Origin of the sequence: Methanococcus voltae PS, assembly GCF_024807035.1 — an archaeon.
In the GTDB taxonomy this organism is placed as follows: domain Archaea; phylum AGJL01; class Methanococci; order Methanococcales; family Methanococcaceae; genus Methanococcus; species Methanococcus voltae.
Genome location: NZ_JANUCQ010000002.1, coordinates 116,118 through 128,429 on the forward strand (window position 1 = coordinate 116,118; position 12,312 = coordinate 128,429).

The window sequence follows — 12,312 nt, forward strand, 5'->3', positions numbered from 1 at the left end:
TTTAATCTCCAAAGTATATTATACCACATTCACAATTTAAATCGTAAGGCGGTAATAATTCAGGATATTCAAAAGGTAAAAAGGATAAACCATTTAATTTAAAGTGTTCGTCTTTTGAAACTATCATTATTCGTTTTTTCCAGTACTTTTTTATCATTGCTATGTTATAAGCCCTTAAAATATTCCGAAATATAATATTTTGCAAGATGGTTATTTCCGTATCTTTGCTCAATTCTTGGATATTTTTAATTTTTTTACCATTTGAGTCTTTTAAATAAATTTCCATTTCTTTTTTAAATGTTTTGTTGATTTTTTCCAACGTATAATAGTCTAAAGTTTCAAATAAATTCAAAGAATTTAATTTAGGAATCAAATATTCCAAAAATAAATTATCAAAAATTTGACCAAAATTATCCTGACCATATGATTTAGATAGATTTTGTGAAATAAGTTTAAATTCATCCACCAACTCAAAATATTTATCTCTTTTAGTAACAGAATCGTTTAAATTTTGTTCCAAATCTATTTTTTTACAATTTGGGTAATTAACATCTTCTGATTTTTTACCTGCTTCGTTTTTAGTTTTTCCCTCATCCATTGCTCTTAAATCATTCAATATAGAATCTATTTCTTCAATGGTGTAATAATTGGAATTTGATTTCTCGTAGGATGCCATCATCTCTCCGTATTCATTACTTGGAAATATACGTTCTACAAGCGTAGAATAATCGTGACCCGTTTCTGATTCCGATTTTTTAAGCTCGGCTACTTCTTTGGCTTTTTCTATTATCTCAGATTCGAATTCGGGGTCAGGATTTGCAAATTTAATCCAGATATCAGGATAGCCCATTTTGGTCAACTGGTCGTTAATCCACCTTTCAACGTCATCTTGATATCCTCGGATAATGCCCATTAAATTTTTATATATGGTTCTTGAAGTAGTTAATTCTTGACCTGAAGCTTTTATTATACTAATACTGGTTCCTAAACCCATAAAAATCCCTGATTCATAGTGGTCTAGCATTAAACTTAGTAAATCAACCGGTATATCTTTTCCTATCGAAATTGTTTCAGAATGGAATTTTTCAGGACTGCAAGGTATAATAATCCTTGTTCCATTCTGGTAATTAGATAAACCAAGTTTGGCGGTCTTCAAAGCGTTGACATCATCAGAAACTGCTATAATTGTGGGCACTACTGATTTTTCAGCCATTTTTGGCATAATACTACAGCCTAATGAATATTTATGATTAGAAAGCTCTTGTATGGTATCATGAATTGGAATTGGATTATTAAAAACAGATAAATAGATATCAGAATAATATTCATCAGCTTCTACTTGATTCCAAACGTATTTTGGAGCAATAACCACATTTACGTCACTTAAATCACCGTCCCACCAATTGCCTTGTGCTTTTGTCGCAGAATATTTTATGAAGTATTCTTCCTGCTTATTAAGATATTTAAATTGATTAATAAGCTTAATTTTATCACTTTTATCGTAATTAGACGGGTTTATATCGTTATTTATCCTTAACTCAATTCCTTGTGGGTCAATACGATTAAGTCTATATAATATACATTTTCCCCGTAGTAAGTAATCAGATAAAGCTTTTTTTAACTCGTCTTTTTTTGAATCGATTATATTGGATATATTGGATATCTCTTTATCAGACAATTTAAAACTTGATGTAACAGTATATGTTGTAAAAACTTGAGAATAAAGTTGTTTTAGTGCCATGTTAACCGCCACATCCTTTGATATATCTATAGTATGATTTCCATTTAATATTATCGAATCTTTATCGTATTTTTCATTATTTTTAGATTTGATACTATTTTTAGTATTTTTAGTATTTTTATTACTAATATTAGTATTATTATTATTATTATTAACAATAGTATCATTACTAGTTTTACTAGTACCTTTAATTTGAATGCCGTTTAATCTCATAACCACCATCTCTTAGTGTAATGATAAAATTTCTCTTTATCTATAGTATTGTGATATCATAATTATTAGAATGCCTAACGTCCTCCAATAGCTCATTTAAAACATCTGAAGGTATAACTTTTGAATTATTCAAATAACAATTATATACTGCAGGAACAACGCAATCTGCTAAGTCTGGGCTATTCTTACCGTAATAAATTACCTTATTTTCATTAATTTGGTGTTGTAGTATCTGTAAATACAATTTATCCCAAATTTCGGGCTTACAATTTATTAAAAGTTCGTTATTTTCAACCAATTGCTGAAAAATTTTCCAATTGTCTATTCTTTTTGATATTCTTTCGCCACCAAATTTTTGAATAAAAGCTTGACTATTAAATTGGTCAAAACTTAGTTTTAAGGAGAAATTACTTTTTAGATAACTTATAAATTCTTCTAATGAATTATAATCCACTATATGATTATTTGTGGGCTTTAATTCAATCAAATTTGCCAAATTCACCGTATTATTATTTTTATCATAATAGGCTATTGCAATCCCCGTACTATCATGTTTAATCGATAAATCAAAATGAACGTACAAATCGATACTTTTTTGTAGATTACTATTTAAAAATTCGTTATTTTTTGTATTAGATAATAATTTAAAATTTAATTTAACTTTACCATCGTTATCGTCGTAAGTTGGAGACCAACTAAATAATGGTTCGCATTTGAACCTTGAGGTTGCATAATCTTTGTTAATGCTATTTATATAGCAATTTTTTAATTTTTCTGCATTAATGAAGTAATTACTTAATTCAGGGGGTTCACATTCATACATTTTCTTTGCAAGGCTGTTATTACGCGTATAATCGTCATCAAAATCCGATTTACTACGATAAGTATTTACATCCCATGTAGCACCCTTAAAACTATATACTTCGCCGATACCTAGGTTTTCAGAGTAAATTTTGTAACCCACGTCATCTAATGGATTAGGGGTAGGAAAACGAGTCCAGCTAATCATTACAACCTTTCCTTCTTTCCCCCATCGCGTTTGAACGGAAGATTTAGCTTGATAAAATATTTTCTCTGCGTTTAAGAAATTTTCATCAGAAATCTCATCAATAACGATACATTTTGGGTTTGTACCTTCAAAGCTAGCGGAACGGCTATGTCCACTCGTAATTTTGACGATTTCACCTATCTTAATTGACGTACTATTGATTTTTATAGGGGATTTATCACTCTTTTTAAATATTTTCCAAAGCTTACAACGGTTAAACCATTGTTTAAACTCCCTAAAAAATACATTATGTGCCAAATCGGCATTAGGTGCAATATTTATAAAATCCACTCTTGTATAATTTACTTCTGACAATACCAAGTCAATAAGTTCGTCATTAAATAATAGTGAAGTCATGAAATCCTTACCTCCCCCTTTACCAACTAAAATGGTACTCAAATAATTTTTTTTCATGTTTTTTAGAATTTCAGCCTGTTTAGGGGTTATACTATCCAAATCCAACAAATACTTGCATCTTGCTATAATTTCCATATTTTTAATTTTCTCTAGAAATTCCTCAAAAATATTCTTAAAATTTTTTTTAAGGTCTCTTTTTGTTTTAAAAAGTGTTTTAAAGTTAATATCTAGTTCCGAACATAATTTAAAAAATTCTGACGCGTTGAAGGTTTTAGTAGCAATTGCATGATTCACCAAATTTTTTAAATACATCTATTCACCACATTTAAAAATTTAAAAATTTAAAAATTCATTTCAAATTACTTATTTAGCTTAATATCCTAACTTATCTATAATTCTTTAATAATATTACATATTATCTGCAAATCAAGGTTTTTATCGAATAATACCACATTATAGGTGCAAAAACTTAAAATTTGAATCATATAGGTATATTCTACCTCAACTATTTGATTATTGCATAATAAATCGTGAATAGAGTCCAATATACTTAAGTAATCCAACTCGCCATTGCTATTATGTGCACCAAATAAATCATCCAAAATCTTTATTAGCTTAATTTTACGGTTTTTTTGAATAATATCTTTGGGGTAATCTAAATAAGGCAATAATCTATCCCTAAAAAGATTCATTGTAGCTTCAGGTGAATTTTCAGAATTTAAATTATACAAAAACTGTAAAATCTTAGAATTTTGTTGATTTTTTATGCTTTCCCTACTTTCCATATTATTTATACTAGTCATGCTTTCCATATTTTGTTCGTTTAATTCACTTGCAGGTTTGAATAATGCCATAAAACACCTCTGTTCGTATTATTATCGTATTATACAGTTTTTGTACTAGTTATGACCTTAAGAGTTTCAAAATACCGAATATCGGTAGTAATACCAATATTAATCATTTATTTAGCTTAAGTTAGCTTAATAATTTAGCTTAATAAGTTAGCTTAATAGTATATCGATAAGTAAATCTATGAAAAACTTCAATAATGGGGTTAAAAGTATGCTAATACCATAATATCGCATAATTTGAATTAAAAGGGCTTCAAAACTTTTTTTAACCATATTTTTTAACATAATCCCCAATATAAACCCGCCAGACACTTTTAATATTCTTAGTATCCTAGATGTGTTGAAACGATTCGATGTCTGGACTACCCTTTTTAACGGCTTTGTTAGGTTGAATGTTTTGAATGTTTTGAATGGGTTTAATGCCTGTAATTTTAGAAGAATTTGGAAATTCAATATTCGAAAAGTTATTTACGCTATTAAATACATTATGGGAACATTTTGCATGAGTTTTATAAAAATTCAATACGTTTGAACCAGTTTTTACTACATAATAGAATATAAAATCTGCATAAATAAAATTAAGTACCAATATGTTAACTATAAGAAAATTTAGAAATGATTTAAAGTCATTAGTGTAAATGGCATAAGAAATCATTGTCAAATTTATGAAAATTTGATATATTAATCCCCTAAAGTTCTTAACCGTTTTATAATCCGTATGCTCATCATAAGTTGTATGCTCATTAGCCCTTATTTTACAGTTATTTTTTGATTTAATTTTCATAACTTCACCACTTTAAATTAAACAATAATAAACTCCAACATGGTTTAATTTAGTACGACAATCGTAAGTATTCTATAAAAATAAATACGATTTAATCTTTTTTTTTAATTTTAGTGTAATTATTTAATCTATATATTAATTAAATTAGTATATATGCTTTATTTCTTAATTAAGAAATATATAGGCCAGTATTCAAAGATAAAATAGTAAACTATAAAGAGTCTTAATGTACCTCTTGAATGTGTTACGTTGGTTAACTGTGATAGTATGGAAACCAATGTAACGGATTAAGTAGACAAATAAAAACGAAATCAAAGGGATAATATGGCTTTATTTAGCAGAAAAGATGACGGAAGCGAAATAAAATCAAATGCGAGAGATGTTGTAAGGTCAATAGCCAGAGACGAGGCAGAAAATATGAAAAAAGACCTCAGGTTTGAAGCTGTTCAGAAAGAAGTTCTAGAACTTAAAATGAACAAAATTGCAACCGAAGTTGTCGAAAAAGATAATGTTTATGAAGAATTAAAAGACTTAAAAAGCAAAAATTCAAATGTTAGAGTCTAAAATATCAAAATTAGAGGGTAAAATAGATATAATCGTAAAAATCCTATGAATATGGGTCAATACGACATTTAAAGAATAAAAAATTTAGAAACCCTCTTATAAATTTTCTTAAATAACTTTTTATCAAATACACTTATCTTACCTAAAATCTAACATTCAATACTAAAATCTATAAAATGAGTTAAGGTCATACAATGCAAAAATTATTCTTGCCTGTTCTAAATATAACCAATATAGACGGCTTTGAAATAACTGAAGAATGGCTATCTAAGAATTATGAAACATTAAGAGGCAAACCTGTTAATATAGACCATAATTACGATAAAAAAAGTAATTATGCAGTTGGGCATGTTTCCGAGATAATACTATCAAAAACAAACGAACTTTACGCAGTTGTTGAAGTTTTTGAAGAAATATACGGTTTAAAAAGTAATTTAAAAGGCTGTTCAATAGAATACAACGAAAATACCTCGGGAGAGGAAGGTATTATTCGAGCTTTAGCACTTTGTTTTGAAACGATACCCAAAGTTGAATTTGCCAAATCAACAGGAAATATCGATGTTGCAGAAATATTGGCATCATTAAATGATAAAAACAAAAAATCTGGCAAAAATAATAACGATAATAACGATAATAACGATAATAAAGATAATAAAAATAATGAAGATAAAGACGAAAATAAAAGTTTAGAAGATTTTCAAGACTGTTCATCTAAAATAAATAGTATATTATCAGAATTAGAAGTTTTAAGAGATTTTTGTAATAAAAATAATTCTTTATTAAAAACAATTATAAAAAAATCTGACGAAAAAACCGAAATTATGGCATCAATGTATTTTGATAAATTCAATAATTCGGGAGACGATTTAAATAATTACAAAATAAAATCATTTAAAAATAAAATTAAAGAAGATAATTTGCCAAATCCAAATTCTAAAAGCTTAAAATCAATAAATATGGATTTTTAACATTATTATTACTTAATATTGTGGTACTGTCCATAATATTTACCAATTATTATAAAAAACCTAAAATTACACTTTAAGGTGATTATATGGATGTAATTTCTGTAAAATTAGCCGAAAGCATTGAACCAAACACTTTTGTTACAATTGGTCAAAATGGTGTTTTAAAAGCTAGTGGTACCAATATAATCGGTATATTATCCAATGAGGGTACTTATGATACAAAAACCAACAAAATGGAAGCTGAATCCATTGGAAATGTTTACGTATTGGGTATTCAGCGCGTTAAAACTAACGAATCTTCACTATTGCACATGGGCGATTATGTAGTTTCCAATGTGGATGGTTACGCCATAAAATCAGAAACAGGGTCAGGGTTTAAAGTTACACGTGTTTCCGGCAATTATATAGACGTTTTATTGAGATAATTAAATAATTAGATAATTAGATAATTGAGATAAATACGTTATAAAATGAACTAAAATACAATAAATGATAATAAATGATAATAACTGATTAAAATAACTTGGGTGATGGTATGACCAATGGTTTAACACCTGAACAACAAAAAATAGTCAAACAAAGGTTTCAAAACATTAAAGACTCACAAGACGTGGTTAAAAAAGTAATGCCTGAATCAATAATCGATTCAGCAAGTAGAAAGTACATTACGGAAACCATTAACATAGATGATACTACAATATTGGATAAATCAGATATGGAAGTTATAAATATACCTTATGGAGTTTCCGACGATGTAAAACGTATATTTGACTTAAATGCTAAAATAGTGAGACCTACTAGAATGATGACAAACGAAGGAATATCTAAATTTTCAATAATTTTGGCTAAAATAATAACCAAATCAATAAATTACCACGGTATAAATGAATTAGTGGCAAATGGTACTGAAAAAGTTACTGCAAATACCTGGGACACTTGTACAATCAATAAAATGGTTGAAGATGTAGAAGATGGAGTATTTGAGATAATGGAATACAGTTCCGCTCCCATTAACATGATAGTGCCTACAAGTAAGAGAAAATATCTTAATAAGCTAAATGACTATGGTTTAAAAGCAATTCGGGAATTGGATGGTACTATAGCTAATATATACACATCTAACTTTTTAAATTCAGATACAGCTATTTTAGTACCTTATGATGCTAGTATTGTAACATTTAACAAGGCTACGCCCCTATCTGTGGATTTAGAAGTTTTCGAAAAAACTCAAACCAAATTGATTGCTACGCAGGCTATTTGTCCATCTGTTGATGATAAAAACGGAGTTATGGTTTTAAAAGGTATTTAAGCATAAAAAGTTAAATATGGCTTAAGTTAGTAAGACTTAAATTTATTAAAAAGATTTATATTGGGATAATATGACAGAAATCCTATTAAATGACGTAATTTCCAAAATGAAGATATATTTAAATTTGGAACAGTTTTCTAATATGGAATTCGCTCAAGAATGTGCAAAAACCGCTATAAATGTCTGTTCCGTTGAAAATTTAAATATAGTGACATTTTATGCCTGTTATTTGTATATGAGACCATATGATGAGAATTCCAATGCCTATTTGGAAATATACAAAAATTCTGTAGAAGAAATAAAGAATGGAACCATAGATATTGACCGTGGATTTAAAGAACTTACGGGAGACTGTTATAATGATTAAATATTCTGAATATTGCGATTTAATGGATAAGGTAAACAAAGAACTTGTTAATAACGATATTGAAATTAAATCACAGTTTAATCCCAAAATTTCAGATTATTTATTTGAACTGTATGTATGTGCAAAACCAAATTTTCATAAAAACGTATGGAATATAGAATTGAAATTAAAAACTAAACAATTTAACAGTTTAAAATTAAATGATTCTAAATTAGACGATATAAATTCTAAAATAGGTATTATAGAAAATATTTTGCAAAAATATGATATAATACTTGAAAATATTGAATATGAAAATTCTGAATTAAATTTGATATTTAAGACAAAGTAATATACCAAATATATTTAAAAAAAGGTGAATGAATGGTAATTGCAATTCAAAAACCTGACCAAAAGACAATATCTGCTAGTGGAAAGCTTGCTATCCTATTGGCAGACTCTAAAGAAGAGATAATTACTACAGACGGTACAAAAACAGAGTTTTCATTGTCGAATAACGAAGTTCTTTCAGGCTCTGAAATAGTAACTAAAAATGGCTTAAAGCTAAAAATAGGTACCGATTATAATATAAACGATATTTTAGGTATTTTTAATAAAATAACATTTAATATTGCTCCGAGCAGTACTGATATGATAGCTGTAGAATATAGCTACGCAATCAAAGGTTTGGGCGGTGCTAGTGAATTAGAAGTCAAAGAAGAGATAGAAACGGAAGAAAAAACAATAGATTTCAGTTATGCAAAAATACAGATTGAAAAAGGTAGTTCATTGAGTGCAAGCTTCAAAGACCTTATAACACTTGGTGATATCGATACAATGGTCGAATTTGGGGGTAATATTGAAGTTACACCCAAATATCGTAAGTATATAAATGGTAGCTCTAAAACTGCCACTATTGCTATTCAAGTTTATGAAGAGCAGGCTGACGTAGTATATGGTGCAACAGCTCCAAAACGGCTAATTATCTTAAAAAACGTTAAAAAGAAGAGTTCAGGTTTAAAATTCTCATCTGCAGAGCGTAATTTTGATTTATCAGTTCAAAAGCTGGAAATAATTGATTACATTTAATCAAATATATAAGAGTTATTAAAATCATGCTAATTAATTCCAATAGAATTTATTTTAAAATTCCTTAAATTCTCTAAAACTCTTCTTTTTATGAAATTTAATCATATTTATAGAGTATTTTACATTATTAAATTTTAAATGTGGTAAAATGACATTATATTATCATAAAGAAGCAAGTAGTAACAATATAACTGTTAAAATTCCCTTTGTTCCTGCAAACAGTACCAAATATATAACTATTGAAGAAAATTCTGAACATATTCTATATAATGACCCAAAAAATACTTATAAATACTTCTGGAAGTTTTCAGATATTACTTCACTTTCAGATTGGAGCGTAGAAAGTGGTTCAAAAGATAATGCAATATTTAGCAATGGAATTATGAGACTCGATGCGTCAAACATATATATTCGCTATGTTGAATTACCCGAGTCTTACAGACTTATAAGTAGATTTAGACCAGAGCATGTTTATTGTGGTATTTCACTATGGAAAGATTATGGAAGTTATGTCGATACTATTAGCTATGGGGACGGTACAAGTAGTTCTGATATTTACCAAGGGCAATATATTAAATTGAATAACTCAACTATAGCCAGTGTATATAATTTATTAAATACTAACTGGTACGTTCAAGAATATAAGGTTACGGATTCTAAAATAGGTTTTTATGCAAATAACGAACCAATATTCGAAAAAAGTATTAATTATGACGTTAGCGTTTTTGATAAGTTACGTATACATAGTACCACTTCAGGTGGTGGCTCGGGTATCATCTATGTAGATTATATCGCAATTGCTGAATATTTTGAGAATATCCAAATAACTTCCACTATTGTAGATAATATGTTGAAAATTAAAGTCATCAATAATAACAACTTTGATTTAGTGAATTATCCCCTTAATATTGACGTATCAGAGCTAAATTTATCGACAGAGGGTTTAAAAATTTTGGATACGGACGATACAAAGGTAAATATTGTATTCAATAATCAACAGTTATATACTAGTCAGGATAATTTGCAAGTTTACGCCGAAGTATCCTGCGGGATGGGTTTAAAAAGTGTAAAAATTCAAAATAATCAGTATATCGCCCAAGATATGGTAAAATTGGATAACTCAAAAAATACTTATAGTTCAAACATACTTCTTTCAGATTCCATTAATAATTTGAAAGTCATTGCTACTAATAAAGAGGACATAGTCTCAAATTCAGACGTTAAAATTGTAAATAAAATAACTCCTGTTACGGAAGATAAACCCGTTGTAACAATAATTAAAACTCCCCCAATTCCAGAAGTTACGAGTGAAAATTACGTTACATTGCAATGCGATATTTCAGATTCCGATAATATACTCTACGTTAGAGGATATAATAATAAATTAAAAGGTTACATTGAATTAAGTAAGGTTGAAGGCACTATAAATCGACATAGTTGTAATATGCCATTGTTTTATGGCGATAATCATATTAATATAATTACTTCAGACGTTAAAAATTATTTGGGCACATCTGAAACTCTTGTCCTCACCAAAAATGATACAACGGCTCCAAAAATTATTTTTGACACCATGTGTGTTAAATGTATAGATGAACCTTACAGGGTTCTTGCTAAAGTTTACGACGATGAAAGTGGTTTAAAAGATGTAAAAGTTGTCCATTACGGCAATGAAACGAAAATACATTATATGGACTATGTCGGAAATGGAATCTACGAAAAATTAATAAATTTAGTAGATGGTGAAAACAGAATAAGAATAATTTCGTTAGATAATAATGGTAATGAATTGATTTCAGATATTAAAACCATTATTAAAGAAAATAAGGAAACTGTTAACGTGATTAGACAAGAATTAACTCCTCACTTAGATATAATATTTGAAAAACCGATTAACAAAGTAACAGACTCAATATATAACGTAGAATGTTTTATAAACACGAATTTACAGCTTGATGGTGTTTACATAATTTTAAACGGAAATTCAATTAGATTAGATTGTATTGGCGACAAAAAATATTGTAAAAAAGTTAAATTAAATGAAGGGCTCAATAATTTATATTTACAGGTCAAAGGGCAAGGTTTAACAAAATATACTGAAAAATATTCAATATATTATTCTTTAAAAAATACTTTGAAATATATCAATAATGACAACGAAATTATTGTTTTTGAAAAAAATATTGATTATGAAAAATTGAATAATAATATTGATACGTTGATATTTAGAAATATTGATGGATTAAATTGTTCAAAAATGAATTATGAGACCAAAAAATCTAATAATGGAATAATAATTAATAATGGTACGTTAAATCCGTATAATTTAAAAATAAATGGGTTGATTATTTCCAAAAATCCAGAACTTCTTGAAAAAAAGCTTACAAATATATTTTCACCGACTAAATCTGGTGTTTTATACTTACAGTATGATGAAACTTACGAATGTCCGTGTAAAGTATGTAACATTAATATAAACTCTGAACCCGACTCTAAAACCGATACAGTGCGCGAATTTTCCATAGAATTAATAGCGGAAAAACCTTATTGGCTATCTAGTGAAAAATCTGTTGAATTTTCAAAAGGTTCTTTGGGATTTAAATATCCATTAAGATTACCTATAAACTTCGGACGGGTTAATAACCATAAGATGATTATCAATTCTGGTTATGTAGAAACTCCATTAAAATTAGAGATTAACGGACCCATGAATACAGCCGATGACTGTTTAATAGCCAATAATAGTACTGGCGAACATATTAAGTTGTGCAAAAAGCTTGATATCCATGAATCGCTTTTTATAACCACTGAACCGATTAACGTCCTATACATGAATAAAAATACTGGAGAAACTAAAAAAGCTTTTGATTATATTACAATGGATAGTAAATTCTTTAATTTAAAAACTGGAACTAATGACATTGAATTAACAACTTCAAATCCCGATTTAACTTTAAAAATGACTTATCGGTTTAGAAATTTAACTTTGTAAGTATTAAACTTATATTTTATAATTTTATAATTTTATAATTTTGTAAAATA

The 12,312-nt window shown here is 27.9% G+C and carries 13 protein-coding genes; 8 read left to right on the plus strand and 5 right to left on the minus strand.

The genetic code is table 11. From position 1 onward, the window contains the following. Position 1: 1 nt before the first annotated feature. The 5 genes from M2325_RS03765 to M2325_RS03785 form a co-directional block, all read right to left on the minus strand. Positions 2–1,954, minus strand: a complete 1,953-nt coding sequence (locus M2325_RS03765; protein ID WP_259051301.1) for a hypothetical protein — start codon at positions 1,952–1,954, stop codon at positions 2–4. A gap of 40 nt (positions 1,955–1,994) precedes the next feature. Next, positions 1,995–3,671 (minus strand): hypothetical protein, encoded by a 1,677-nt coding sequence (locus M2325_RS03770; protein ID WP_259051303.1) that lies wholly within the window; start codon positions 3,669–3,671, stop codon positions 1,995–1,997. A gap of 77 nt (positions 3,672–3,748) precedes the next feature. Continuing rightward, a complete protein-coding gene (locus tag M2325_RS03775) occupies positions 3,749–4,213 on the minus strand; it encodes a hypothetical protein (RefSeq protein ID WP_259051312.1) in 465 nt (154 codons plus the stop codon). A gap of 147 nt (positions 4,214–4,360) precedes the next feature. Then, positions 4,361–4,495 (minus strand): hypothetical protein, encoded by a 135-nt coding sequence (locus tag M2325_RS03780; RefSeq protein WP_259051320.1) that lies wholly within the window; start codon positions 4,493–4,495, stop codon positions 4,361–4,363. Positions 4,496–4,541: 46 nt separating this feature from the next. Continuing rightward, positions 4,542–4,994: a hypothetical protein gene (locus tag M2325_RS03785; protein WP_209631907.1), complete on the minus strand. Its 453-nt coding sequence runs from the start codon at positions 4,992–4,994 to the stop codon at positions 4,542–4,544. A 324-nt stretch (positions 4,995–5,318) separates the two neighbouring features. On the opposite strand from M2325_RS03785, the gene M2325_RS03790 reads away from it, so the two are divergent. From M2325_RS03790 to M2325_RS03825, 8 genes are all read left to right on the plus strand, one after another. Then, positions 5,319–5,558, plus strand: coding sequence for a hypothetical protein (locus tag M2325_RS03790; RefSeq protein ID WP_209591443.1), 240 nt, complete (start codon positions 5,319–5,321; stop codon positions 5,556–5,558). A gap of 194 nt (positions 5,559–5,752) precedes the next feature. Continuing rightward, positions 5,753–6,526 carry a hypothetical protein gene (locus tag M2325_RS03795; RefSeq protein ID WP_259051322.1) on the plus strand — a complete coding sequence of 258 codons (774 nt, stop codon included), beginning with the start codon at positions 5,753–5,755 and terminating at the stop codon, positions 6,524–6,526. Between the two features lie 86 nt (positions 6,527–6,612). Beyond that, positions 6,613–6,951: a hypothetical protein gene (locus M2325_RS03800; protein WP_209591445.1), complete on the plus strand. Its 339-nt coding sequence runs from the start codon at positions 6,613–6,615 to the stop codon at positions 6,949–6,951. A 110-nt stretch (positions 6,952–7,061) separates the two neighbouring features. Continuing rightward, the gene (locus M2325_RS03805) at positions 7,062–7,835 is read left to right on the plus strand and encodes a hypothetical protein (RefSeq protein ID WP_209591446.1); all 774 of its coding nucleotides are present in this window, start codon (positions 7,062–7,064) and stop codon (positions 7,833–7,835) included. 70 nt (positions 7,836–7,905) lie between these two features. Then, the gene (locus M2325_RS03810; protein WP_209591447.1) at positions 7,906–8,202 is read left to right on the plus strand and encodes a hypothetical protein; all 297 of its coding nucleotides are present in this window, start codon (positions 7,906–7,908) and stop codon (positions 8,200–8,202) included. Beyond that, a complete protein-coding gene (locus tag M2325_RS03815) occupies positions 8,195–8,533 on the plus strand; it encodes a hypothetical protein (protein ID WP_209591448.1) in 339 nt (112 codons plus the stop codon). Before M2325_RS03810 ends, M2325_RS03815 begins: the two co-directional genes overlap by 8 nt. A 32-nt stretch (positions 8,534–8,565) precedes the next feature. Next, positions 8,566–9,270, plus strand: coding sequence for a hypothetical protein (locus M2325_RS03820; RefSeq protein WP_209591449.1), 705 nt, complete (start codon positions 8,566–8,568; stop codon positions 9,268–9,270). Between the two features lie 148 nt (positions 9,271–9,418). Beyond that, positions 9,419–12,262: a phage distal tail protein gene (locus tag M2325_RS03825; protein WP_259051324.1), complete on the plus strand. Its 2,844-nt coding sequence runs from the start codon at positions 9,419–9,421 to the stop codon at positions 12,260–12,262. Positions 12,263–12,312 lie beyond the last annotated feature (50 nt).

Bases quoted from the DNA above. Each gene is read 5' to 3' on its own strand.
- M2325_RS03805 (WP_209591446.1), top strand. From the start codon at position 7,062: ATGACCAATGGTTTAACACCTGAACAACAAAAAATAGTCAAACAAAGG.
- M2325_RS03825 (WP_259051324.1), top strand. From the start codon at position 9,419: ATGACATTATATTATCATAAAGAAGCAAGTAGTAACAATATAACTGTT.
- M2325_RS03770 (WP_259051303.1), bottom strand. From the start codon at position 3,671: ATGTATTTAAAAAATTTGGTGAATCATGCAATTGCTACTAAAACCTTC.
- M2325_RS03790 (WP_209591443.1), top strand. From the start codon at position 5,319: ATGGCTTTATTTAGCAGAAAAGATGACGGAAGCGAAATAAAATCAAAT.
- M2325_RS03765 (WP_259051301.1), bottom strand. From the start codon at position 1,954: ATGAGATTAAACGGCATTCAAATTAAAGGTACTAGTAAAACTAGTAAT.
- M2325_RS03775 (WP_259051312.1), bottom strand. From the start codon at position 4,213: ATGGCATTATTCAAACCTGCAAGTGAATTAAACGAACAAAATATGGAA.
- M2325_RS03800 (WP_209591445.1), top strand. From the start codon at position 6,613: ATGGATGTAATTTCTGTAAAATTAGCCGAAAGCATTGAACCAAACACT.
- M2325_RS03820 (WP_209591449.1), top strand. From the start codon at position 8,566: ATGGTAATTGCAATTCAAAAACCTGACCAAAAGACAATATCTGCTAGT.
- M2325_RS03785 (WP_209631907.1), bottom strand. From the start codon at position 4,994: ATGAAAATTAAATCAAAAAATAACTGTAAAATAAGGGCTAATGAGCAT.
- M2325_RS03815 (WP_209591448.1), top strand. From the start codon at position 8,195: ATGATTAAATATTCTGAATATTGCGATTTAATGGATAAGGTAAACAAA.
- M2325_RS03780 (WP_259051320.1), bottom strand. From the start codon at position 4,495: ATGTTAAAAAATATGGTTAAAAAAAGTTTTGAAGCCCTTTTAATTCAA.
- M2325_RS03795 (WP_259051322.1), top strand. From the start codon at position 5,753: ATGCAAAAATTATTCTTGCCTGTTCTAAATATAACCAATATAGACGGC.
- M2325_RS03810 (WP_209591447.1), top strand. From the start codon at position 7,906: ATGACAGAAATCCTATTAAATGACGTAATTTCCAAAATGAAGATATAT.